At 58.6% G+C, this 23,631-nt stretch carries 26 protein-coding genes and 1 tRNA gene; 13 read left to right on the forward strand and 14 right to left on the reverse strand.

Annotated elements, in window-relative coordinates; all coding sequences use genetic code 11:
* Positions 1-3: 3 nt before the first annotated feature.
* The 3 genes from ACGK9W_RS13150 (at position 4) to trmL (ending at position 2,524) form a co-directional block, all read left to right on the forward strand.
* The gene (locus tag ACGK9W_RS13150) at positions 4-750 is read left to right on the forward strand and encodes a pteridine reductase (RefSeq protein ID WP_008169327.1); all 747 of its coding nucleotides are present in this window, start codon (positions 4-6) and stop codon (positions 748-750) included.
* 125 nt (positions 751-875) lie between these two features.
* Positions 876-2,054: an acetyl-CoA C-acetyltransferase gene (locus ACGK9W_RS13155; protein ID WP_008169326.1), complete on the forward strand. Its 1,179-nt coding sequence runs from the start codon at positions 876-878 to the stop codon at positions 2,052-2,054.
* 5 nt (positions 2,055-2,059) lie between these two features.
* Positions 2,060-2,524, forward strand: a complete 465-nt coding sequence (gene trmL / locus ACGK9W_RS13160; RefSeq protein ID WP_008169325.1) for a tRNA (uridine(34)/cytosine(34)/5-carboxymethylaminomethyluridine(34)-2'-O)-methyltransferase TrmL — start codon at positions 2,060-2,062, stop codon at positions 2,522-2,524.
* A 49-nt stretch (positions 2,525-2,573) separates the two neighbouring features.
* Here trmL and secB read toward each other — a convergent pair whose 3' ends face one another.
* Both secB and ACGK9W_RS13170 read right to left on the reverse strand, forming a co-directional pair.
* A complete protein-coding gene (gene secB, locus ACGK9W_RS13165; RefSeq protein WP_405417116.1) occupies positions 2,574-3,077 on the reverse strand; it encodes a protein-export chaperone SecB in 504 nt (167 codons plus the stop codon).
* 144 nt (positions 3,078-3,221) lie between these two features.
* Positions 3,222-3,638 carry a rhodanese-like domain-containing protein gene (locus ACGK9W_RS13170; RefSeq protein ID WP_008169323.1) on the reverse strand — a complete coding sequence of 139 codons (417 nt, stop codon included), beginning with the start codon at positions 3,636-3,638 and terminating at the stop codon, positions 3,222-3,224.
* 147 nt (positions 3,639-3,785) lie between these two features.
* On the opposite strand from ACGK9W_RS13170, the gene gpmM reads away from it, so the two are divergent.
* The 4 genes from gpmM to ACGK9W_RS13190 all read left to right on the forward strand — a co-directional run bounded on the left by gpmM (position 3,786) and on the right by ACGK9W_RS13190 (position 8,803).
* Positions 3,786-5,333, forward strand: a complete 1,548-nt coding sequence (gpmM, locus tag ACGK9W_RS13175; protein ID WP_405417118.1) for a 2,3-bisphosphoglycerate-independent phosphoglycerate mutase — start codon at positions 3,786-3,788, stop codon at positions 5,331-5,333.
* A gap of 20 nt (positions 5,334-5,353) precedes the next feature.
* On the forward strand, positions 5,354-6,487 hold the full coding sequence (locus ACGK9W_RS13180; RefSeq protein ID WP_008169321.1) for a murein hydrolase activator EnvC: 1,134 nt from the start codon (positions 5,354-5,356) through the stop codon (positions 6,485-6,487).
* A 97-nt stretch (positions 6,488-6,584) separates the two neighbouring features.
* The gene (locus ACGK9W_RS13185; protein WP_008169320.1) at positions 6,585-7,991 is read left to right on the forward strand and encodes a S41 family peptidase; all 1,407 of its coding nucleotides are present in this window, start codon (positions 6,585-6,587) and stop codon (positions 7,989-7,991) included.
* Complete coding sequence (locus ACGK9W_RS13190) at positions 7,988-8,803, forward strand: divergent polysaccharide deacetylase family protein (RefSeq protein WP_405417120.1); 816 nt, start codon at positions 7,988-7,990, stop codon at positions 8,801-8,803. The genes ACGK9W_RS13185 and ACGK9W_RS13190 overlap by 4 nt, the downstream gene beginning before the upstream one ends.
* Here ACGK9W_RS13190 and hisF read toward each other — a convergent pair.
* From hisF to ACGK9W_RS13215, 5 genes are all read right to left on the reverse strand, one after another.
* Positions 8,800-9,573 (reverse strand): imidazole glycerol phosphate synthase subunit HisF, encoded by a 774-nt coding sequence (gene hisF / locus ACGK9W_RS13195; RefSeq protein WP_405417121.1) that lies wholly within the window; start codon positions 9,571-9,573, stop codon positions 8,800-8,802. The genes ACGK9W_RS13190 and hisF overlap by 4 nt on opposite strands.
* Positions 9,574-9,582: 9 nt before the next feature.
* The gene (gene hisA / locus ACGK9W_RS13200) at positions 9,583-10,320 is read right to left on the reverse strand and encodes a 1-(5-phosphoribosyl)-5-[(5-phosphoribosylamino)methylideneamino]imidazole-4-carboxamide isomerase (protein WP_064227531.1); all 738 of its coding nucleotides are present in this window, start codon (positions 10,318-10,320) and stop codon (positions 9,583-9,585) included.
* Complete coding sequence (gene hisH, locus ACGK9W_RS13205; protein WP_405417122.1) at positions 10,314-10,955, reverse strand: imidazole glycerol phosphate synthase subunit HisH; 642 nt, start codon at positions 10,953-10,955, stop codon at positions 10,314-10,316. The genes hisA and hisH overlap by 7 nt, the downstream gene beginning before the upstream one ends.
* A 71-nt stretch (positions 10,956-11,026) precedes the next feature.
* Complete coding sequence (gene hisB, locus ACGK9W_RS13210) at positions 11,027-11,620, reverse strand: imidazoleglycerol-phosphate dehydratase HisB (protein WP_014578250.1); 594 nt, start codon at positions 11,618-11,620, stop codon at positions 11,027-11,029.
* Positions 11,621-11,758: 138 nt separating this feature from the next.
* The gene (locus tag ACGK9W_RS13215; RefSeq protein WP_405417123.1) at positions 11,759-12,220 is read right to left on the reverse strand and encodes an SRPBCC family protein; all 462 of its coding nucleotides are present in this window, start codon (positions 12,218-12,220) and stop codon (positions 11,759-11,761) included.
* Between the two features lie 192 nt (positions 12,221-12,412).
* Here ACGK9W_RS13215 and ACGK9W_RS13220 point away from each other — a divergent pair, with 192 nt between their 5' ends.
* From ACGK9W_RS13220 to ACGK9W_RS13235, 4 genes are all read left to right on the forward strand, one after another.
* Positions 12,413-14,590 carry an AsmA family protein gene (locus tag ACGK9W_RS13220; protein WP_405417125.1) on the forward strand — a complete coding sequence of 726 codons (2,178 nt, stop codon included), beginning with the start codon at positions 12,413-12,415 and terminating at the stop codon, positions 14,588-14,590.
* Positions 14,590-15,657 carry an A/G-specific adenine glycosylase gene (gene mutY / locus ACGK9W_RS13225; RefSeq protein WP_405417127.1) on the forward strand — a complete coding sequence of 356 codons (1,068 nt, stop codon included), beginning with the start codon at positions 14,590-14,592 and terminating at the stop codon, positions 15,655-15,657. Before ACGK9W_RS13220 ends, mutY begins: the two co-directional genes overlap by 1 nt.
* 85 nt (positions 15,658-15,742) lie before the next feature.
* Positions 15,743-16,015 (forward strand): oxidative damage protection protein, encoded by a 273-nt coding sequence (locus ACGK9W_RS13230; protein WP_008169302.1) that lies wholly within the window; start codon positions 15,743-15,745, stop codon positions 16,013-16,015.
* Between the two features lie 121 nt (positions 16,016-16,136).
* A tRNA-Phe gene (locus tag ACGK9W_RS13235) sits at positions 16,137-16,212 on the forward strand.
* Positions 16,213-16,277: 65 nt separating this feature from the next.
* Here ACGK9W_RS13235 and ACGK9W_RS13240 read toward each other — a convergent pair.
* Positions 16,278-16,466 carry a hypothetical protein gene (locus tag ACGK9W_RS13240; protein WP_405417129.1) on the reverse strand — a complete coding sequence of 63 codons (189 nt, stop codon included), beginning with the start codon at positions 16,464-16,466 and terminating at the stop codon, positions 16,278-16,280.
* Between the two features lie 166 nt (positions 16,467-16,632).
* Positions 16,633-17,073, reverse strand: coding sequence for a universal stress protein (locus ACGK9W_RS13245; protein ID WP_053113016.1), 441 nt, complete (start codon positions 17,071-17,073; stop codon positions 16,633-16,635).
* A 189-nt stretch (positions 17,074-17,262) separates the two neighbouring features.
* Here ACGK9W_RS13245 and ACGK9W_RS13250 point away from each other — a divergent pair, with 189 nt between their 5' ends.
* Together ACGK9W_RS13250 and rhtB are read left to right on the forward strand one after the other, a co-directional pair.
* Positions 17,263-18,225, forward strand: coding sequence for a calcium/sodium antiporter (locus tag ACGK9W_RS13250; protein ID WP_405417132.1), 963 nt, complete (start codon positions 17,263-17,265; stop codon positions 18,223-18,225).
* Positions 18,226-18,228: 3 nt separating this feature from the next.
* Positions 18,229-18,849 carry a homoserine/homoserine lactone efflux protein gene (gene rhtB / locus ACGK9W_RS13255; RefSeq protein WP_008169293.1) on the forward strand — a complete coding sequence of 207 codons (621 nt, stop codon included), beginning with the start codon at positions 18,229-18,231 and terminating at the stop codon, positions 18,847-18,849.
* Positions 18,850-18,861: 12 nt separating this feature from the next.
* Here the strand turns inward: rhtB and ACGK9W_RS13260 are convergent, their stop codons facing one another.
* The 5 genes from ACGK9W_RS13260 to ACGK9W_RS13280 form a co-directional block, all read right to left on the reverse strand.
* Entirely contained in the window at positions 18,862-19,302 is a 441-nt protein-coding gene (locus ACGK9W_RS13260; RefSeq protein ID WP_008169290.1) for a DUF4124 domain-containing protein, read from the reverse strand.
* A 119-nt stretch (positions 19,303-19,421) separates the two neighbouring features.
* Positions 19,422-20,630, reverse strand: a complete 1,209-nt coding sequence (glcF, locus tag ACGK9W_RS13265) for a glycolate oxidase subunit GlcF (RefSeq protein ID WP_008169287.1) — start codon at positions 20,628-20,630, stop codon at positions 19,422-19,424.
* 2 nt (positions 20,631-20,632) lie between these two features.
* Positions 20,633-21,700: a glycolate oxidase subunit GlcE gene (gene glcE, locus ACGK9W_RS13270; RefSeq protein WP_008169285.1), complete on the reverse strand. Its 1,068-nt coding sequence runs from the start codon at positions 21,698-21,700 to the stop codon at positions 20,633-20,635.
* A complete protein-coding gene (locus ACGK9W_RS13275) occupies positions 21,693-23,165 on the reverse strand; it encodes an FAD-linked oxidase C-terminal domain-containing protein (protein WP_008169283.1) in 1,473 nt (490 codons plus the stop codon). The genes glcE and ACGK9W_RS13275 overlap by 8 nt, the downstream gene beginning before the upstream one ends.
* A 39-nt stretch (positions 23,166-23,204) precedes the next feature.
* Positions 23,205-23,630: a heme-binding protein gene (locus ACGK9W_RS13280; RefSeq protein ID WP_008169282.1), complete on the reverse strand. Its 426-nt coding sequence runs from the start codon at positions 23,628-23,630 to the stop codon at positions 23,205-23,207.
* Position 23,631 lies beyond the last annotated feature (1 nt).

A 23,631-nucleotide genomic window follows, 5' to 3' on the forward strand; every position in this document is an offset into this window, starting at 1 on the left:
ATCATGCCGTCCACAACGCCTGTTGCCCTGATCACCGGCGCAGCCCACCGTCTTGGCGCACAGACTGCCCGGACACTTCACGAAAGAGGGTGGAACCTGGTGATTCACTACCGGACCCGGGAAGAGCAGGCGAACTCACTGATTGCGCAGATGAACCGCCAACGGCCCGACTCCGCCTGCGCCCTGCAGGCGGATTTGAGCCAGTTAACTGGAGTGGACCGGCTGGCCAGTGACGCCATCGCACAGTGGGGCCGACTGGACGCACTGGTGAACAATGCATCGGTCTTCTACCCCACCCCGACCGCAGACGCCACCGAAGACGACTGGAACACAATCCTGAACACCAACCTACGGGCCCCATTTTTCCTGCTTCAGGGATGCCTGGCCGAACTTCGGCGAAACCGCGGCAGCGTCGTAAATCTGATCGATATTTACAGTGAAAGGCCTATCGATGATCACCCGCTGTACTGCGCCACCAAGGCCGGCCTGGCTGCCCTGACGCGCTCCTGGGCAAAAGACCTGGCGCCGGACGTGCGCGTGAACGGCGTATCGCCAGGCGCAATCCTCTGGCCAGAGGGCGAAGCCGAGATGGATCAATCCGCCCAACAGGCAATCCTTCAGAAGACGCCACTGGCCCGCACCGGCAACCCTGACGATATTTCCGAAACCATTGCGTTCCTGATCTGCGATGCGCCCTTTATCACCGGGCAAATCGTCTCTGTTGATGGCGGCCGAAGCCTGAACATGTAGTACAACCCGCGCATGACGGACCTGATCTTTGGCCGGTGACCGCTTTCCGGATACAATGCCAGCAGTTTTCAATCCTGTTCGCGCCGGCCCCAATCCCGCGCGCGCCACTGATCCGGAGAATTCCCATGCGTGATGTCGTTATTGTTGCCGCCCGCCGTACTGCTATCGGAACCTTTGGCGGAGGTCTTTCCAGCCTGAGCGCAGACCAGCTGGGAACCGCCGTCATCAAGGCACTAATGGAAGAAACCGGCGTTGCCGGTGACCAGATCAACGAGGTGGTACTGGGTCAGGTTCTTACCGCCGGTGTTGGCCAGAACCCGGCTCGCCAGTCTGCCATTAACGCCGGCATTCCAGCGTCGGTGCCCGCCATGACCATCAACAAGGTCTGCGGCTCAGGGCTGAAAGCGGTTCACATGGCGGTACAGGCCATCCGCTGTGGCGACGCCGAGATGATGATCGCCGGTGGCCAGGAGAGCATGAGCCAGGCGCCCCATGTGCTGCCCAACAGCCGGAATGGCCAGCGGATGGGCAACTGGTCCATGGTGGATACCATGATCAAGGACGGCCTGTGGGACGCCTTCAACGATTACCACATGGGCATCACGGCCGAGAACATCGTCGAGAAATACGGCATCAGCCGGGACGAGCAGGACGAGTTTGCAGCGGCGTCCCAGCAGAAGGCCGCCGCCGCTCGCGAAGCCGGCTATTTCGATGGGCAGATTGTTCCGGTCTCCATTCCCCAGCGTAAGGGCGACCCGATTGTCGTTGACCGCGATGAAGGCCCCCGCGACGGCGTCACTGCCGAGGGGCTTGGCAAACTCCGTGCGGCCTTCAAGAAAGACGGCACCGTTACCGCCGGCAACGCCTCATCCCTCAACGATGGCGCCGCAGCCGTGATGGTCTGCAGTGCCGAGAAAGCGAAAGAACTGGGGCTGACTCCGATCGCCACCATCAAGGCCTACGCCAACGCAGGCGTGGACCCGACGATTATGGGCACCGGCCCGATCCCGGCCAGCCAGCGGTGTCTGAAGCTTGCCGGCTGGAGCACGGAAGATCTGGACCTGGTGGAAGCCAACGAAGCCTTCGCAGCCCAGGCTATTTCTGTAAATCGCGACATGGGCTGGGACACCGGCAAGGTTAACGTGAACGGCGGCGCCATTGCCCTGGGCCACCCCATCGGCGCATCCGGCTGCCGCATTCTGGTCTCCCTGCTGCATGAAATGGTTCGCCGCGATGTTCACAAGGGCCTGGCCACACTGTGCATCGGTGGCGGCATGGGCGTTGCCCTGGCCGTCGAGCGCTAAGCTTCATGCTCCACGTTGTGCTGTACGAGCCGGAGATACCGCCGAACACCGGCAACATCATCCGGCTCTGCGCCAACACCGGTTGCCAGCTGCATCTGATTGAACCGCTGGGTTTTAACCTGGAAGACAAACAGATGCGGCGGGCCGGGCTGGATTACAGCGAGTACGCAACGGTCAGGATCCACAAGAGTTACCAGGACTTCCTGGCCAGCGAGCAACCCGGACGCCTGTTCGGGTTCACCACCAAAGGCAGCGCCCATTACCACGAAGTGAGCTACCAGGATGGCGACTACCTGATGTTCGGCCCGGAAACCCGCGGCCTTCCCGCTGATGTCCGCGAGGGGTTGCTGCCTGAGCATCGCCTGCGGGTTCCCATGCAACCGCATAGCCGCAGCCTGAATCTCTCCAATACCGCAGCCCTGGCGGTTTACGAGGCCTGGCGGCAGCTGGGGTTTAACGGAGCGACATAAAAAAACCGGCCTGAGCCGGTTTTTTTATATCTGATCACAGTGGTTCGGATCAGTGAGTCTGCTGCTCTTCGCTTGCCTCGCCAGCAGCTTCTTCCTGCTTGCGCTTGAGCGCCTGGGCATAGATGGCGTCGAAGTTCACCGGCGCCAGCATCAGGGCCGGGAAGCTGCCCTTGCTCACAATACCGTCGATCGCTTCGCGCGCATACGGGAACAGGATGGTCGGGCAGTAGGCGCCCAGCATCTGGCCCAGCTGCTGGCCTTCGATGCCCTGCACCAGGAACACGCCGCCCTGCTGGATCTCGACGATGTAAGCTACCTTCTCACCCACTTTCGCGGTGACGGTCAGGGAAAGCACAACCTCATACTGGTTGTCGCTGACCTTGTTGTGGGAGGTGTTCAGATCCAGGTTAACCTGCGGCTTCCACTGCTCCTGAAATACAGTTGGAGAGTTGGGCGACTCGAAAGACAGGTCCTTCACATAGATGCGCTGAAGGGCAAACTGGGGTTGGTTCTGGTTGTCACTGCCTGCTGCGGCTTGCTGATTCTCAGCCATTTTCAGTCCTTTCGTTCTCGATCATGGGCTCGGGGCCCGCTGTTATGGGATGTTATGAAGTGTGCTGCCGGGACATTTTACGTTGGCGCCGGGCCGGCTTATGTGAAACAGTGCGGCAGAATGATCTTCAGATCAAGGGCCGCTCTATTTCTTCACCAGCGGAAGATTGCTGGCTTTCCAGTCGGCAACGCCGCCGTTCAGGCGAACCACATTGCTGAAGCCTTCCGCGTTCAGCTGTTTAACCGCCATGGCAGAATGCTGGCCCATCTTGTCGGCAACGATGATCTGTTTGTCCTTGAACTTGCTCAGCTCACCAACCCGGCTCTTCAGGCTGTTCAGGGGAATGTTGATCGAGCCGGTAATGCGGCCCTCACCAAACTCCTTGCGGTCCCGGATGTCGACTACAACGGCTTCATCCTTGTTGATCAGATTGACCGCACCCTGGGCCGAGATCTTGGCACCGCCACGACGGGACTCCAGAATGAGAATGGCAACCAGGAATGCCACGAACAGCGACACAAGAATGTAGTGGTTAACGACAAATTCAAACAACCGGTCCATGAATTTACCCTGATAATGAGTTTGGCGGGATTATACACAGCCTGCTCCCCGGACAGAAGGTGACGAAAGTGGCCAGTAAATGCGAAAATAGATAAACTTCGTTTTCGTTTTAGTAAATTTACTAACATTTTACTTCCGGACTTAATGATGACTGCAATGCGCAAGCCGACTGCACTGATTATCCTGGACGGCTGGGGCCATCGCGACCCGGCTGAAGACAATGCCATCAGCAATGCCAGCACCCCGTTCTGGGACAAACTCTGGCAAAACCAGCCCAAAACCCTGATCAATACATCGGGTATGTTTGTTGGGCTGCCGCAAGGGCAAATGGGTAACTCGGAAGTTGGCCACATGAACCTGGGCGCAGGGCGCGTGGTCTATCAAAGCCTTACTCGTATCGACAAAGATCTGGAAGAAGGCACTTTCCAGCAGAACGAAGTGCTCTGCTCAGCGATCGACAAGGCTGTCCAAAGCGGCCGAGCCGTTCATCTCATGGGTCTGATGTCGCCCGGTGGTGTACACAGCCACGAAGACCACATTATTGCCGCTGCCGAACTTGCCGCCGCACGTGGCGCGAAGGAAGTTTACATCCACGCCTTCCTCGATGGCCGTGACATGCCGCCCCGCAGCGCAAAACCATCCCTGGAGAAAGCCGCGGCCAGACTCAAGAGCCTCGGTGTCGGCCGCGTTGCCTCGATCGTGGGCCGCTACTATGCCATGGATCGCGACAACCGCTGGGACCGTGTGGAAGCCGCCTACAACCTGATGACCCAGGGCACCGCAGAATTCACCGCATCCGATCCGGTATCCGGGCTGGAACAGGCTTACGAGCGCGGAGAGAACGACGAGTTTGTAGCACCAACCCGCATCCACGCCGCCGGGGAGCCGGAAGGCACCATCAACGATGGCGACACGGTACTGTTCATGAATTTCCGTGCCGACCGTGCCCGGGAAATGACCCGCACCTTTGTGGAGAAGGACTTCGACGGATTCGAGCGCAAGAAGCACCCCGAACTGGCCGACTTCGTGATGCTGACCGAGTATGCGGCGGACATCAAAACTTCCTGCGCCTACCCGCCCGAACAGCTTACCAATGGCCTTGGCGAATACATGGCGAAGCAGGGCAAGACCCAGTTGCGCATCGCCGAAACAGAGAAATACGCCCACGTAACCTTCTTTTTCAATGGCGGCCTGGAAACACCGTTCGACGGTGAAGAGCGCATTCTTGTGCCCTCCCCCAAGGTGGCGACCTACGATCTGCAGCCCGAAATGAGCGCACCAGAGGTAACCGACAAGCTGGTGGAAGCGATCAAGAGCGGCAAGTACGATCTGGTTGTTTGCAATTATGCCAACGGCGACATGGTTGGTCACACCGGCAAGCTGGACGCTGCAATCAAGGCGGCCGAATGCCTGGACGAATGCGTGAAACGCGTTGTCGAGGCCCTGGATGAGGTAGGCGGCGAAGCTCTGATCACGGCTGACCACGGCAACTGCGAACAGATGACCGATCCGAATTCAGGCCAGGTTCACACTGCCCACACCATCGGCCCGGTGCCACTGGTATACACCGGCCACCGCAAAGTTGTGTTGAAGAACGACGGCAGCCTGAGCGACGTTGCGCCCTCTCTCCTAGCCCTGATGGGAATGGAGCAACCGAAGGAAATGACCGGGCACAGCCTGGTTGAGATCGGCTGATCCGGGAACGGAACCAACCCTTGCAACTCCACGCGATTCTGGCGCTCGCCCTCCTTCTGGGCGCAGCGCCGGCTACAGCCCAACAGGATGTAACCCCGGCTCAGATCGAGGAACTCAAGGAACGCATTGAGGACATCGACGATTGGCTGGAGGACGCCGAAGAGGACCGCTCCTCCCTGGAGCGGCAACTTGCCGCGACCGAAAAGAATATCAGCCGCCTGACCCGTGAACGCCGCTCTCTGCGCCAGCAGGCCGAACAGCAGCAGCAGAGGCTCCGTGAACTGGAAAGCGAGGCGCAGGAGCTCACCCGAACCCTTGACCGCCAGCGGGACAGTCTCAAGAAGCAGATCCGCGCCGCCTGGATGGAAGGCGATGCGCCAGCCGTAAAGGTACTGCTTAACGAAATTGATCCGGACAAGATCGCCCGGACCATGACCTACTACGAATACCTTAGCAAGGACACAGTCGACCGCCTGGAGGCGTTCAGACAAAGCCTGCAAGAACTCAGAAGCACACAGGCTGCCGTGCAATCAACCCGGGTTGAACTGGCCAGAACTGAGGAAAACGTCGCTAAACGCCAGCAGGAACTGACGGCATCGAGAAAGGAGCGCCAACAGACACTGGCCGCCCTCAATGCCGACATCCAGAACCGGCGCAGCGAGCGGGAAGAACTGGAATCCGACCGCAAACGGCTTGAAAACCTGCTGGCGGAAGTGCAGCAGGCGATCAACAACATCCCCTCACCCAATGAATCCCAGCCCTTCGCCTCATTACGTAACAAACTGCCCTGGCCCGTAAAGGGACAGGTCCTGAGCCGCTACGGAGAGCGCTATGCCGACGGCAAACTCCGTCGCAACGGCCTGCTGATCGGAACCGGGGACGAAGCGGAGATCCGTGCCATACACTATGGCCGGGTGGTGTTTGCCAACTGGCTTCGGGGCTTTGGCCTGATCACCATCATCGACCACGGCGACGGCTACATGACCCTGTACGGCCACAGCAGCAGCTTGTTTACCAGCCCAGGCGACTGGGTGGCTGCCGGCGAACCCATTGCCCAGGCGGGCCGTACCGGCGGCACAGATTCCCCGGCGCTCTACTTTGAAGTCCGGCACAATGGTAAACCCGACAACCCTGGCCGATGGCTGGCAAACTGAGAGCCCCCGGGAGGGCTGACAAACGCCGCAGGTAACGCCATACTGTTCGGAGTCAGGGAAACCAGTCCAACTATCGGAATAAAAACGGGATATGTGAATGAAACGGGTCAGAAGTACACTCCACGCCTTGCCATTACGCAGCATTGCTCTCGCTACCTGTTTCGCAACCGCTTCCGGACTGGCCTGGGCCCAGGATAAAGACGCCGCCACCGAGCAGCTGCTGGAAGGCATCCAGAACGGCGAACGCGTGGAAATAAGCCTGCCGGATCCGGAGAAGCAGCTGCCACTGGAAGACCTCCGCAAGTTCACCGAGGTATTCAGCCGCATCAAAGATGCGTACGTCGAGGAAGTAAGCGATCGCAAACTCCTCGAAAGCGCCATTAAAGGCATGCTGTCAGACCTCGATCCTCACTCCACCTACCTGGCACCCAAGGACTACGAAGAGCTCGAAGAGAGCACCTCCGGCGAGTTCGGCGGGCTGGGCATTGAAGTGGGCATGGAAAACGGCTTTGTGAAAGTGATTGCCCCCATCGACGACACGCCAGCGCAGAAGGCAGGGGTTCAGGCGGGGGACCTGATCATCAAGCTGGATGAAAAACCGGTTAAAGGCATGAGCCTGGAAGAGGCTGTCCAGCTAATGCGGGGCAAACCCGGCTCGATCCTGACGCTCACCATTATGCGTGAGGGGGAAAGCGCTCCCATCGAAATCGAAGTGGAACGGGACGTTATCAAGGTCACCAGCGTGAAATCCCGAATGCTGGAAAATGGTTACGGTTATGTTCGCATTACCCAGTTCCAGGCGGATACCGGCTCGCAGTTCAAGGATGCCCTCAACGGACTGGAAGACGAACTCGGACGCGATCTTGACGGCCTTGTTATCGACCTGCGCAACAACCCGGGCGGGGTGCTGCAGGCGGCCGTAGAGACCGCAGATGCCCTGCTTGATGACGGACTGATCGTCTACACCGAGGGCCGCATCCAGAGTTCCCGCCTGCGCTTCAGCGCGCGATCGGGCGACATCATGGAAGGCACGCCTATTGTCGTGCTGATCAACGGCGGCTCCGCCTCTGCTTCAGAAATCCTCGCCGGCGCGCTTCAGGACCATGAGCGCGCTGTGGTGATGGGCACAAAGTCCTTTGGCAAGGGCAGCGTCCAGACGGTCATTCCGCTGGATGAGACCCACGCCATCAAGATGACTACCGCGCGCTATTACACACCGGATGGCCGCTCCATCCAGGCCACCGGCATCAAACCCGATATTGAAGTACGGCCGGCGGAACTCAAGGAGCTCGACAGCAAGCCGTTCTTCACCGAAGCGGATCTGAGCGGGCACCTTGAAGGGCAGAACGAGGGGCAGGACCAGGATGGAAACGATGATGCCCAGAACGCAACCGGTTCTCTTGCCGACCGGGATTATCAGCTACGCTCGGCACTGAACCTGCTCAAGGGAATCAGGATTCTGAACCCGAACAAGAGCGCCAAGGCAGAAGGAAGCGATCAGTGAGAGTAGTGAGTACTCTGCTGGCCCTGGCATTCTGCATTGCCGCCGGCGCGGTTTCGGCAGAGCCGGCAAGAACGGCTCTGCCCCCAACCATTGCCATTATTATTGATGACATGGGTCACAGCCTTGTTGAAGGTGAGCGACTGGCAAACCTGGATCAGCCGCTCACCCTGGCATTCCTGCCCTATCGCAGGCATACGGACAGCCTTGCCAGGCTCGCCCACAAGCAGCACAAGGAAATCATGCTGCATGCGCCCATGGCCAACACCCGCAATTATGGCCTCGGCCCCGGTGGCCTAACACCGGATATGGACGAACAGAACATGGTGACCACCCTGCGCAGGGCACTCCAGTCCATCCCACACGTGCAGGGGGTCAACAACCACATGGGTAGCCTGCTGACACAGCAGCTGCAGCCCATGGACTGGGTGATGAAGGAGCTGTTCCGCTACCCGGTGTACTTTATCGACAGCCGCACCATCGCCTCGTCCGTTGCCGGTGATGTCGCCGCTGCCTACCGGATTCCAACCATGACCCGGGACGTGTTTCTCGACCATGAGCAAACCGAGGAGTTTGTGGACCGCCAGTTCAAATTGCTGATCAAGCGTGCGCGGGAAAATGGCAGTGCCATAGGCATAGGGCACCCTCACAAGGTCACCGTGGATTACCTGGAGAAGCACCTGCCAAAGCTGGATGAGCAGGGTATCGCCATTGCCACCGTCAGCGGCCTGTGGGCCATGCGCAACGGCAATCGGGAGATGTTTGCGGAAGGAGAAAAGCAGGCCATTCGACCTGCTTTTGCGAAGAAGGATTAATCGCGGACTTCGATTCCCTGGGCCTTCATAAAGGCTTTCGCCTCAGGAATGGTGTGCTGCCCGAAATGAAAGATAGACGCCGCCAGAACTGCATCGGCACCGCCCTGGGTGACGCCATCGGCCAGGTGCTGCAGCTCTCCGACACCGCCAGAGGCAATCACCGGCACAATCACCGCATCGCTGATAGCTTTGGTCAGGCCCAGATCGAATCCGATCTTGGTGCCGTCCCGGTCCATACTGGTCAGCAGTAGCTCACCAGCACCCATTTCCACCATCTTGCGCGCCCATTCAACAGCGTCCAGCCCCGTGGGCTTGCGACCACCGTGGGTAAAGATCTCCCAGCGGGGCTCCTCGCCCTCTTCACTCACCCGCTTGGCATCAATGGCCACCACAATGCACTGGCTGCCAAAGCGCTCCGCCGCTTCCCGCACGAATTCCGGATTGAACACGGCCGCGGTGTTGATCGATACCTTGTCGGCACCGGCATTCAGCAGTTTGCGAATGTCATCCACGGTACGCACACCGCCGCCGACGGTCAGCGGAATAAAGACTTCCGCCGCCATCCGCTCCACGGTCTCATAGGTGGTGTCACGGCTTTCGTGACTGGCAGTGATATCGAGGAAAGTGATCTCGTCGGCACCCTGCTCATTGTAACGACGGGCCACTTCCACCGGGTCGCCGGCATCACGGATATCAACGAAGTTGACACCCTTTACCACGCGGCCTTTGTCGACATCCAGGCAGGGAATGATGCGTTTCGCCAGAGCCATAAGTCGTCCTTATCCCTTCAAACTGTCGCAGAAGGCCTGGGCTTCCGCCACATCCAGGGTACCCTCGTAGATAGCCCGGCCGGTGATGGCACCGAGGATGCCCTTGTCTGCCACAGTAGCCAGACGCTTGAGGTCGTCCATGTTGGTGACACCGCCGGAGGCGATAACGGGGATCCCCCCTTCTTCGGCCAGTGCCGCAGTGGCCTCGACGTTTACACCCTGCATCATGCCGTCGCGGCTGATGTCGGTGTAAACAATGGCGTCCACGCCGTCGTTGGCAAAGCGCTTGGCAAGATCGGTGGCCATCACTTCCGAGACCTCTGCCCAGCCATCTGTAGCCACACGGCCGTCTTTGGCATCCAGGCCAACAATGATGTGGCCGGGGAATTTCTTGCACATCTCGGTCACAAATTCCGGCTCTTTCACGGCCTTGGTGCCGATAATGACCCACTGCACGCCGGCCTTGAGATAGGCCTCGATGGTTTCCGCTGAGCGGATGCCACCTCCGATCTGGATCGGCAGATCCGGGTATTTCCGGGCGATTGCCTGAACAATTTCTCCGTTGACCGGTTCGCCAGCAAAGGCTCCGTTCAGGTCAACCAGGTGCAGGCGCCGCGCGCCGGCTTCCACCCAGCGGGTAGCCATATCGACAGGGTCGTCACCAAACACCGTGGAGTCGTCCATGCGGCCCTGACGAAGCCGTACGCACTTGCCGTCTTTCAGATCGATCGCGGGAATTATCAGCATTTTCCAGTCCAGTTCGTAAAATTCTCAAGCAACTGCAAGCCCGCCCGGGCACTTTTCTCCGGGTGGAATTGCACCGCAAAAATATTGTTTCGTGCCACCGCTGCCGCAAGGTCTACACCATAGTGGGTGCGGCCCGCCATATCAGCGTTGCCCTCGGCCTCTGCGTAGTAACTGTGCACGAAGTAGAAACGGTCCCCCTCGGGAATGTTATGCCACAGGGGATGATCAATGGTCTGCTGCACCTGATTCCAGCCCATGTGGGGCACTTTCAGGCGCTCGCCGTTTTCCGTGAGGTGATCACCGAAATAGCGCACTTGCGAAGGGAACAGGCCGATACAGTCAACCCCACGGTTTTCCTCACTGCGGGACATCAGGGCCTGCATGCCCACGCAGATGCCGAGAAACGGCCGGTCTCTGGAGACTTCCCGAACCAGTTCAACGACACCCAGCCGCTGCATTTCCGCCATGCAGTCGCGGATGGCGCCCACGCCGGGAAGAATGACACGGTCTGCTTCACGAATTTTTTCGGCGTTGTCGGTGACCAGTACGGTGGTGTCCGGGGCAACGTGCTCTACCGCTTTTTTGGCAGAGTGAAGATTGCCCATGCCGTAGTCGATTATGGCAACGGTTTTCATGGTTGTTGCTTTGTCCTTGATTGACCGGCCACAAGTGACCGGTTAAAGCGAGCCTTCTGGCGACGAGCCTTTTACAGAGAACCTTTGGTGGACGGCGTAATGCCGGCCATGCGCTCGTCCATCTCGATCGCCATGCGCAGGGCACGGCCAAAGGCTTTAAACACGGTTTCAATCTGGTGGTGGGTATTCTTGCCCTTCAGATTGTCGATGTGCAGGGTCACCATCGAGTGATTCACGAAGCCGTGGAAGAACTCCTCGAACAGGTCAACATCGAAACCGCCCACGGCGCCGCGGGTGTAAGGTACATCCATCATCAGGCCAGGGCGGCCGGACAGATCGATAACCACACGCGAGAGAGCTTCATCCAGCGGCACGTAGGCGTGGCCGTACCGACGAATGCCCTTTTTGTCGCCAACGGCCTGCTTGAAGGCCTGGCCAAGGGTGATACCGATGTCTTCCACCGTGTGGTGGTCGTCGATGTGCAGATCGCCCCTGGAAACGATGTTCAGATCCACCAGACCATGACGGGCAATCTGATCCATCATGTGCTCCAGAAAGGGCACGCCGGTGTCGAAACTGGATTTACCGGTGCCGTCGAGATCAATCTCAACGGTGATCTGGGTTTCAAGGGTATTTCGTTCTACCCGAGCCTTACGTTCGGCCATGGGGACTCCGTGACAATTGAGCGGCATAACGCCGGAAAAATTCTATCCGGCGATTATACCTTTTATGTCCGCTGGAGTCCCACAACCGGTTTAATCGCTACGATAGCGAAGCGCGGGTGAACGGCAAGCAAGGCTTGGTCAGAAGGCCTTCTTGAGGTTGTTCATGTAAGTATCCACGAGGCTGTTGAACTCGTGCTTGATGACCGGGCTGATTGCCAGCTTGAGCAGGCTGGGCAGGGGCACAGTCAACTCTGCACTGGTCTGGAACTTCACGGCAGTGGCATTGTCACCCTTGGACTTGATGGTCCAGGAACCGCTCACAACCCCGTTGCCCTCGCCTTTTACCGGCTCCCAGGTAATCCGCCCGGCCTCTTTGTCCGAATGGTACTTGCAGGCATAGACCGACTGGATCGCGTGCTTGTCGACGCCGACTTTTTCCATTTCCCAGCGGTAGGTATTGTCGCCGAGATCGGTCAGTTTGTGGACCTTGGGAAAGTGACTGGCTGAACGTGGCACATCCGCCAGCAGATCAAACACTTCATCATAGCTTCCCGGAATCTCAAGTTCCCGGTTCAGCTCAATCGAAACGGTAATAGCCACGGCCAACTCCTTCTTGTGTTTATAGGTATCAATGTAGTCGGAAATTTAAGGGGGTGTATTTTGGCCCAACACTACCGCATTGTCATACTCCGCGCTGTTAATTTGTTAACCCTGCGTTATCCTTTGGGTCATTGGCGTCAGTATTCGCCGCGAATACTGCAAGCTCCCAACATTAGGAAGGAAGCCTGAAATATGAAAGCCGTCCGTTATGTGCTGATTGCCGTCGTTGCACTGGTCGTTCTTGCAGTGGCCGCCGTTGCCATTGCCATGGCCGTGATCAACCCCAACGACTACAAGCCCCAGATTGAACAGGCCGTTGAGGATGCAACAAACCTGGATCTGATGCTGGAAGGCGACATTGGCTGGTCTTTTATCCCGCTGGGTCTGGAGCTGAATTCCGTAGAGGCCACACTTGAAGGTGATCGTTTTGTGGCCCTGGAGCAGCTGGTTGCCCAGATCGATTTCTGGTCTTTGATTGCCATGTCACCGCGGGTAAATACCTTCGTGCTGGACGGGCTGGATGCCCGTCTTGAAGTAAACGAACAGGGCGAGGGCAACTGGACCCGCATCATGCCCGAAAAGCCAGCCGGGGCGGCAACGGAGGAGACAGCCGGGACCCAGGATGAGCAGGCACAGGATAGCGAGGGCGCCGGCGGCGAACCTCTGAACTTCAACGTTGAAAACGTTCAGATCAGCAATGCCCAGGTGCACTACACCGACAAAAGCACCGGCCAGTCAGTGACCCTTGAGAACTTCACGGTCAACGCCAGCAACATTACCCTGGGCTCCGAGTTCCCGCTGGAAATCGGATTTCGGGTTGCGACGACCCAGCCCACCTTTGAAGTGGATGGCAGCATCAGCGCCCGTCTTGCCGCCAACGAGGCGCTCAACGAATTCGCCGTATCCGGCCTGAATGCCGTGTTCGACATGACCGGCGAGCCGTTTGGTGGCAAGGAGGTCACGGCTGAACTTGAGGGCTCGGCCAGGGCGAACCTGGAAAACGAAACCGCCAATCTGAGCGGCTTTACCGCCAGCCTTGCCAATCTGAACCTGTCTACCGATCTGAATGTCACTGGTTTCGGCGACAAGCCAACCCTGAGTGGCGAATTGTCCATCGCCGAGTTCTCGCTCAAGGACCTGTTGAACAACCTCGGCCAGCCCGCGGTTGAAACCAGCGATCCGGACGTGCTGGAAGCTATCGCGTTCTCCACCGGCATTGGCGGCCCGGCCGGAAAGGTGGAGCTTACCGAGCTGACCATCAAACTGGATGACACCACCTTCAATGGCTCCGGTAGCTACAACCTGGCCGACTCAGGCATCGTCTTTAATCTGCAGGGCGACCAGTTGAATGCCGACCGTTACCTGCCACCCCAGGCAGAAGGAGAAACAGAGGGAGAAGCCGAGGAAGCACCCGCATCCCAGGAAACCGCTGCAGCCGGCCCCGAGGGCGATCTGCTACCCCTGGAGACCATTCGCAGCCTGCTGCTGGATATAGACCTGGGCCTCGGCCAGCTGATCGTCAGCAACCTGACCATCAACGAAATCAAAGCCAGCACCACGGCGAAAAACGGCCTGCTCAAAATTGACGAGTTCAGCGGCAAACTCTACGAAGGCAGCTTTGGCGCCAACGTGACCATCGACGCCCGCAGCGATAATCCGAAATGGACCGTGGGTTCAGACGTCACCAACGTACAGACCCTGCCCCTGCTCACCGATCTGGCGGAGGTGGAGATGCTCGCCGGCGGCGCAAACCTCAAGGTGAACGCCACCACCACCGGCAACCGCATCTCGGCCCTGCGCAGCAATGCTGACGGCCAGATCAGCTTCAACCTGGCAGAGGGCGAGTTCCGCCAGATGAACCTGACCCGCATGGCCTGCCAGGGCATCGCCCTGGTCAACCAGGAAGATCTGACAACCACAGACTGGGGTACCAGCACACCGTTCAACGGCATGCGTGGCACTCTCGACATCAACGGTAACACCCTGAACAACACCGATCTGGTGGCAGCACTGGCCGGCATGCGCCTTGAGGGCAATGGCACCGTCGATATGTCCCAGAGCCAGCTGGACTATGAGGTGGGCCTGAGAGTCGTCGGCGAGATCCACAGGGACAACGCCTGCCGTGTCACCGAATACGTACAAAATGCGGTAATTCCTGTGGAGTGCCGGGGCAACTTCGCCGAGGACCCGGCCGGCCTATGTTCTTTCGATGGATCCCGCTTCCGGGACACCCTGAAAACCATCGCGGAAAACGCCGCCAAGGCCAAAGCTCGAGAAGAAGTCGAGAAGGCAAAGACCAAGGCAGAGGAAAAGGTGAAAGAAAAGGTCCAGGAGCAGATCGGCGACAAGCTCAAGGGTCTGTTCAACTGATGCCCGACCGTTTCGCCGACAAACTGCTGCAATGGTACGACAACCACGGCCGGCATGACCTGCCGTGGCACCACAACCGGAACGCCTATCGGGTATGGGTTTCGGAAATCATGTTGCAGCAGACCCAGGTAACCACCGTTATCCCCTACTTTGAGGCGTTCATGGAACGTTTTCCCGACGTCCATGCCTTGGCCGAAGCCCCCGTGGATGATGTACTCAGCCACTGGTCTGGCCTTGGTTACTACGCCCGGGCTCGCAACCTGCAGAAAGCCGCGCAAACGGTGGTTCGCGATTTTGGTGGTGAATTTCCACAGACTCAGGAAGAGCTTGAAACCCTGACCGGAATCGGCCGCTCCACAGCCGCCGCCATTCTGGCCCAGGCCTTCGGCATTCGCGCCGCCATACTGGATGGAAACGTGAAACGGGTGCTGGCCCGCTACCATGCCATACCCGGCTGGCCCGGCCAGACAGCCGTGCTTAACCAGCTGTGGCAACGGGCCGAAGAGCACACGCCGAAACAGCGGGTGCGCGACTACACCCAGGGCATTATGGATCTCGGCGCCATGGTGTGTACCCGCAGCCGCCCGGCCTGCGAGAGCTGCCCGCTGCAAGAGGGCTGCAGAGCCTACGCCCAGGGTGAAACCTCACTCTACCCCGGCTCCAAACCGAAAAAGGCCAAGCCGGAGAAAACCACCTGGATGGTGATTCTTGAGGACGGCGAGGGACGCATTCTCTTGGAACGGCGCCCGCCCAGTGGCATCTGGGGCGGCCTCTGGAGCCTGCCGGAACTGGACCCGGCGTACGGGGCCGATGAGCTTCAGGAAGCCTGCGAACAGAGCCTGGGGCTGGATTGCGGAGAGCCGGAGCTGATCAGCGGCTTCCGACATACCTTCTCCCATTACCACCTGCACATACAGCCGGCCCGCCTTAACGTCACCGGCAACGCCAACACCGTTGCAGACAGGGATCATCTGAAATGGCTGCACCGCCATGAAGCCCTGAACCTCGGTCTGCCGGCGCCGATCCGGTCGCTGCTTACCGAACCTGAGCAAGCCGCCCTGCTCTGATTTGATCCGATTCGGTCCGCTAGCGCCCTCAGCCGCAACGATCTGTTATCATCACCGCCAGCAACATTTGCCAACAGGAGCCACCATGAGCCGTACCGTTTTCTGCCGCAAATACCAGAAAGAACTGGAAGGCCTGGACTTCCCGCCCATGCCCGGCGCCAAGGGCCAGGACATTTTCGAGAATATTTCGAAGCAGGCCTGGGAAGAATGGCAGGCCCAGCAGACCATGCTGATCAACGAGAAACACCTGAGCCTGATGGACCCGAACACCCGCAAGTACCTGCAGGCGCAGATGGAACATTTCTTCAACAACGAACCGTTCGACAAGGCCGAAGGCTACGTTCCACCGGAACAATAACCCCGGATTGATCAAAGCCTGAGCATGCCTGAAAAGATTCAGAAATTTTTCCGGCTCAGCCTTGACTCAAAACATCGAAACCGGTTTAATAGCGCCCCGTTGCACAGCAGTAGCGCAACATGCCCGGATAGCTCAGTTGGTAGAGCAGGGGATTGAAAATCCCCGTGTCGGTGGTTCGATTCCGCCTCCGGGCACCATTAAGAATTCAGACAAAACCCGCCTTGTGCGGGTTTTGTTGTTTCTGACGCCCGAGAAAGCCGACTCATGCTGGGATTCTTTGGGCATTGCTAGTCCTGGGATCAATGCGCTCTTCCATCAGCCGTCGCTCACACATGGCCCTTTTCAGTTCCGAGTAATTGGTGGGGCTCGGGTCTTCTTTGTAGCGCTCCTCGGCCAATCTCGCCAGGTCGCACTTATCAAGCCACTTCTCAATCAACTCTGCAGTCTTCATAGCCACCTCGTTTCGTTGAATTTACCCGGTCAGCATAAAGTCTCTGCCACAGAGCTATCTCGGTTGTTTTTCGCATGAATTGTGGCGAAACATGGAGTGCATTGAGGATCAGAAATGAAAAAGCCCGCTTCATGCGGGCTTTGGAGAGTCTACCAAGTTTTGCCGGTTACTCACTAACCACCGTCACCGGACGATGGGCATGCCTGACGACCTTCTCGCTCACACTGCCAAGAGTGAGGCTTCTCAACGTAGAGTCGCCGCGGCGCCCCAGAAACATATGGGAGCCGGGATGTTCATCGAGGTACTCGACGATTTCCTTGGCCGGATCACCCTTTAGCAGGACTTCTTCCGCCGGCTCAACAATCCCGCTTACCGCCTGCTTCGCGGCATCAAATGCCTTGCGTCCGTATTCGCTGGCTTGTTCGTCAATGTCACTCTGCGGTATGCCACTTACGATCAGTCTCTCGAGCTTGGTACCGGGGAAGACGGCAAGCAGTTTGAGTGGCTGGCTCGTCGCTTTGGCAAACTCTGCTGCCATTTTGGCGGCGTGTGATGAATGCTCCGAACCGTCACACGCGACTACGATGCTTTGATTTCCATTTGCCATGTCATCAACTCCTTTCCTGATCAATGTTTAACCAAACTAACATTGCTGCGGCCATACGAGGGTTGATTGAAATCAATTACAGCGGGATCGGTTTTATGGTCGAAGCGCATTTGTACCTATTGCCGGAACCTGTGGCACCATTAATCCTTGCGCTGCCGAGACGGCAATTGATGACAAGGAGTGATTGAAATGCTGATGGCCATTGGGGCGATCATTGCAGGCCTGATTCTGCTGGTGTGGAGTGCGGACAAATTTGTGGAAGGCTCGGCTACCACAGCCAGCCACTTCGGTACGCCACCACTGCTCATCGGTATGGTTGTGGTGGGTTTCGGCACGTCTGCGCCAGAGATGGCCGTGTCTGCACTGGCGGCCTCGCAGGGTAATCCCGGTCTGGCTCTGGGCAACGCCTATGGCTCAAATATCACCAACATTGCGTTGATTCTGGGCATCACAGCCCTGCTGGCGCCGATCGCCGTTCACTCCCAGGTCATGCGAAAGGAGCTACCCATTCTCATTCTGGTCACCGCCTTTGCCGGCTGGCAACTGTGGGACGGAGATCTGAGCCGGATGGATGCCATCGGTCTGATGCTGGCTTTCGTTGTACTGATTGGCTGGAGCATCTACCAGGGCCTTCGGCAACCAGACGATGCTCTCGCTAAGGAGATGACCGAAGAAGTGAACGCAATGCCAGTGCGCAAAGCCATTTTATGGCTGGTGGTCGGACTGCTGCTGTTGATTATCAGCTCCCGCATACTGGTGTGGGGTGCGGTTGATCTGGCGACCACCTTTGGCATCAGCGATCTGGTTATCGGCCTGACCATCGTGGCCGTTGGTACATCACTTCCGGAACTTGCCTCATCCATCATTGCCGCCCGCAAAGGAGAGCATGATCTGGCCCTGGGCAACATTCTGGGTTCCAACCTGTTTAACACCCTTGCCGTCGTGGGGATTGCAGGACTGATTGCCCCCATGCCGGTGGCGCCAGAAGTGCTCACCCGTGACTTCCCGGTAATGGCTGCCCTCACCCTGGTTCTGTTTGCCATGTGCTATGGCTTCCGCGGGCCCGGACGTGTCAACCGGTTTGAAGGGAGCGCCCTGCTACTTGCCTTCGTGGCTTATACCGTGTATCTGTTGGCTTTTTCGGGAGCGTAAATCATGTCACTTGCAGCCTGGCTGACCTTCCTTGTTGCAGCCGTTCTGATCAGTGTGTCCCCGGGTGCAGGGGCGATCAATACCATGAGTAATGGTATGCGTTACGGCGTTCGCCGATCGCTGCCGGCAATCATGGGGCTGCAGCTTGGTTTTGGCATCCAGATTCTGCTGGTGGGTGCCGGCCTCGGCGCCATCATCGCGTCCTCCAACATCGCCCTGTCGGTTATCAAATGGCTGGGTGTTGCCTACCTGATCTGGCTGGGCATTTCTAAATGGCGAGAGCCTGTGATGGAATCCATGGACGATGACCGTCAGCCCGTTAGCGGGTACAAGCGGTTCTGGAATGCCGTGTTCGTGAACCTCACCAACCCCAAGGCCACGGTCTTTCTGGTGGCCCTGTTTCCACAGTTTCTGGTAGCAGGCGCACCCCATGGCCCGCAGTTGCTCACCATGGGCATCACACTGATTCTGGTGGATTGCCTGGTAATGCTCGGCTACGCCCTGCTGGCAAGCCAGCTGTTCCGGTTTATGACCACAGCCCGGCGCCAGCGGCAGATGAACCGCGTATTTGGCGGCCTGTTTGTGACCGCCGCTGTCGCCCTGGCCAGCTTCAAGCGCGCCTGATATCAGCCTGAATCAGCGCAGGATGCACTCGCGGCTCAGCTTTTGGCTGAGCGTCCTGCGCTGCTGCCGGAGACTGTTCCCCCGGTCGTTGCTATAGCCCGCCCGCAGTTTAGACTGGATCCGCTCCAGTTTGCTTCTATAGGTTGCGCAGGTCTTCTCCAGCTCGGCATCGGCCTTTTCTTTTGCCGTTGCTCCGGAGCCCGTCGGGCGACCGGAGGCAAGCAGGCCTTCAACCTCTTTGCGGATTCCTGACACGCGTTTGCCTTGCCCGAGATTCTCGGACATCGGCACCGTGACAGGCGCCTGCACGTCAAGCTGCTTATGGGGAATTTCTCCCGGCGGGTAATCGGAAAAATGCGCTACGCCCCGGCTGTCTATCCAGGTGTATACCTCGGCACTGACTGCTGAAGTGAGAAATAAAGACAAAACAAGACCAGCCATCATCCTTGGCATACGGTTCCACTCCCTGTGGTTCGGTAATTTGGTGGGGCAGTATAGCGAAAAAAGCCCCGGGCTTGGGGGCAGATAGGCTAGGGGCCAGATGAACACCTCATCCGACCCCGATTTCGGTTTTACTGGTCGAGAAGCTCGATCCAGTGCTGCACCGGCACCGGCGACTTGGTTTCCAGGTGCATCTGGCAACCGATATTGGCGGTCACGATGCGGTCCGGATTGTCGACGGTCAAAGCCTTCAGTTTGTTACCAAGCAGCTTCTGGCTCATCTCCGGCTGGGTCACCGAATAGGTGCCCGCAGACCCACAGCAAAGGTGCTTGTCCTTGGTCGCAGCCAGGTTAACACCCGCCCGTGTCAGCACCTGCTCCACCACACCGTTCTGCTTCATTGCGTGCTGCAGGGTGCAGGGACAATGGAATGCCACCTTGCCCGGGTCCTGCCGGACCTTGAGCTTTTCCAGATCCTGTTTCAGCAAAAAGGCGCCGAGATCGGTGCACAGTTCGCTCACCTTCTGGGCCTTGGCGGCATAGACCGGATCGTCCTTCAACAGATGACCGTAATCCTGAACCATCGCCCCGCAACCGGAAGCCGTCATGATGATTGCCTCAGCACCCGCCTCGATAGCGGGCCACCAGGCATCAATGTTCTGGCGCATTCTTTCCAGGCCTTTCTCGTGCTCGGAAAGGTGATAATTCACGGCACCACAGCAGCCAGCCTCCGGGGCTTCCACCATGGTAATGCCGAGCCGATCCAGAACCCGGGCGGCGGCTGCATTGGTATTCGGAGTGGCCGAAGGCTGCACGCAACCGGCCAGTGCCAGCACAATACGGCTGTGACTGGCTGCAGGCCAGGGGCTGGCCTGCTTTCTGGGCGGCACCTTGGTGCGCAGTTTTTCCGGTAATACCGGGCGGAAAACCTGCCCCAGACGAAGCAGAACACCGAACAACTGGCGGTTGGGAATCACCCGCGCCAGGGCCCAGCGCAGCCACTTGTCTTTCGGCTCCCTGGGCATCTCCTTTTCCATCAGACCGCGGCTGATGTCCACCAGACGCCCATACTGGACACCGGACGGACAGGTGGTCTCACAGCTGCGGCAAGTCAGGCAGCGGTCCAGGTGCTCGCGGGTTTTCTCGGTAACTTCCGCCCCTTCCAGGAACATCTTCATCAGGTAGATCCGGCCACGAGGACCATCACGCTCGTCGTTCAGTTCCTGATAGGTCGGGCAGGTCGCGGTGCAAAAGCCACAATGCACACAGGCCCTCAGGATCGACTCGGCTTCCTGGCCTTCCTTGGTGTTAGCAAATTGTTGAACCAGATTCGTCTGCATAATTACAACCAGCTGTATAAACGTCCGGGATTGAAGATATTGTCCGGATCAAAGGCATTCTTGATGCGGCGCTGAATGCCCTTCAGGGCCTCCGGCTGGTGATGCATCACCTCACCGGTGCGATCGCCACCACGGAACAGGCTGACCTGGCCACCGGCAGCTCGGGCCGCAGGCTCCAGATCTTTCAGCTCACCGGCGCCACGGAACCAGCGCTGGGAACCGGCCCAGTCGATAAACCAGTTACCTTCCAGTTTCGGTGTGGCAGCGGTCGAACCAACGGAGAAGCGCCATAAAGGCACGTCGTTACCGGCAAAAAATTCGTGACGCATATCCTGCACCTGTCGCCAGAAGTGGTCGCCCTCTTCCATCACTTCGCCGGACCACTTTTCAGCGGTGGCTTCCACACCGGATTTCGCACCGGCCAGGCGCAGGTAAACCTTGCCGTCCACCCAGCAGGCGGCGGTGATGGGCTTGGGCTCGGCCGCCCGGCTGTTCATATAGTGAACCACCTCGTCCATGCCCATTTCCTGAACCAGGGTCAGGGAAGCGGCCGGTTTCGGCATCACTTTCATGCTGATTTCAGTGATTACGCCCAGAGTTCCCAGGGCACCGGCCTGAAGACGTGATACGTCATAGCCGGCCACGTTTTTCATGACCTGACCACCAAAGCGAAGATGTTCGCCCTTGCCATTGAGCAGCCGGATACCCAGCACCTGGTCACGCACCGAGCCGGCCCAGGGGCGTCCCGGACCGGAAAGGTTACAGGCCAGGGTGCCGCCGATGGTGGAGGCGGCACCAAAATGGGGTGGCTCAAAATGCAGGCACTGACCTTCTTCAGCCAGAGTCGCCTCGATTTCGCTCAGCGGCGTACCGGCACGGACGGTCAAAACAAGCTCCACCGGGTGATAGTCAACGATACCGGTATGCTCGCCCACGTTGAGGGTTCCGGCATCGGTGTCGGCTTCCCGGCCCATAAAGGCCTTGGTGCCACCGCCGACAATATTGAGTTTGTGCCCGCTCTCCCGGGCCTGGAGCACCTGCTCCTTCAACTGTTGGGAAATATCAGCCATGGGCGGCTTCCGTATGTTCGTGCGTGTGTTGTTTGTGCTCAAGGGAGCGGTATTCCTGGCAGAACCGAAGGGCCGGTACGCCCTTGCCCGGGTTCAGGATACCGGCGGGATCAAACGCGGCCTTTACGTCGTGGAACTGCTGGAGCTCCTCATCGTTGAACTGCACTGCCATCTGGCGAATCTTTTCAACGCCAACGCCGTGTTCACCGGTAATGCAGCCACCTACCTCCACACACATTTCCAGGATGCGTGAACCGAAGGCCTCCGTGCGCTCGAATTCGCCGGGCACATTCGCATCAAACAGGATCAGCGGGTGCAGGTTGCCATCGCCGGCATGGAACACGTTGGCGACGCGCAGACCAAACTCCTCGGACATCTTCTCCATTTCCGTCAGAACATAGGCGATCTCACGACGGGGAATGGTACCGTCCATGCAGTAGTAGTCCGGTGAAATCCGGCCCACGGCCGGGAACGCAGACTTACGGCCTTTCCACAGCAGGGCTCGCTCTTCCTCGCTCTGAGAGGTCCGAACCGAAGTGGCACCCAGCTTTCGGAAGACTTCTTCGGCCTGGGCAATGTGTTCGTGAACTTCCTCCTCGGTGCCGTCCACTTCACAGAGCAACAACGCCTTGGCGTCCCGCGGGTAGCCGGCCTGGGCGAAGTCATCCGCTGCGATGATGGCGTGGCCATCCATCATTTCAAGGCCACCAGGGATAATGCCGTGGGAGATAATCCCGCCCACGGCGTCACCACCTTTCTGCACGTCATCAAACCCGGCCATGACAACCTGGGCTACTTCGGGTTTCGGCAACAGCTTCACTTTGACTTCCGTCACCACACCCAGCAGCCCCTCGGAGCCGGTCATCAGCGCAAGCAGGTCCATCCCACAGCCGTCCAGACCATCACTGCCCACGGTCACGACATCACCCTCGGCGGTGACCATTTCCACGCTCAGGATGTTGTGAACGGTCAGACCGTACTTGAGGCAATGCACGCCGCCCGAGTTCTCGGCCACGTTACCGCCAATGGTGCAGGCGATCTGCGAGGAAGGATCTGGCCCGTAATACAGACCGTACTGGGCCGCTTCTTCGCTGATGGCGAGGTTTCGCACCCCGGGCTGCAGTCTTGCCGTTCGGGCCAGCGGATCAATCTCCACGATGCGATTGAACTTGGCCAGCGACAGTACCACGCCCTCCTTGTTGGGCATGGCACCGGCACTGAGTCCCGTTCCGGCTCCACGGGCCACCACAGGTACCGCGTTCTCGTTACAGATGCGCATCACCCGCTGCACCTGTTCAACGGTTTCCGGCAGCACCACCAGCAACGGCATTTCGCAATACATCGACATGCCGTCGCATTCGTAGGGCTTCATGGTTTCGTCATCGGTGATGACGTAGTCCGGGTCGATAAACGCCCGGAACTGCTCCGCCAGCTCGGCTTTGCTGACTTTCGGCTTGGTAGTCATAGCACTCTCTGGGTTCGAATTACGTCAGTGTGACAGTCATCAACCGCGTTTTGTTTCAAAGTGGTCAAGACCGGCCTGGGCACAGTCCATATCCTGCTGGGGGGTACCGGAACTGATTCCGATACCACCCACCACTTCGCCGTCGACGATCACCGGCAGACCACCGCCAACAGAGCTGATGCGCCCGCCAACTTCGGTGTGGATACCGAAAGCGAGACTGCCGGGCACGTTCACCTTGTTGTAGTCATGGGTGGCTTTCTTGGCCGCAGCCGCCGTGAAGGCCTTGTCCTGGGCAATGGTCACACTGGTGATCTTGCCGCCGTCCATGCGCTCGAAGGCCACCAGATTGCCGGATTCGTCCACCACAGCGATGCACATGGGCACACCGATTTCACGGGCCTTTTCAGCCGCGCCCTCAATGAGGATGCGCGCCTCGGCAAGGTCCAGTCGTTTGATCGTCAACATA

The organism is Marinobacter flavimaris (assembly GCF_045057155.1).
Classification (GTDB): domain Bacteria; phylum Pseudomonadota; class Gammaproteobacteria; order Pseudomonadales; family Oleiphilaceae; genus Marinobacter; species Marinobacter manganoxydans.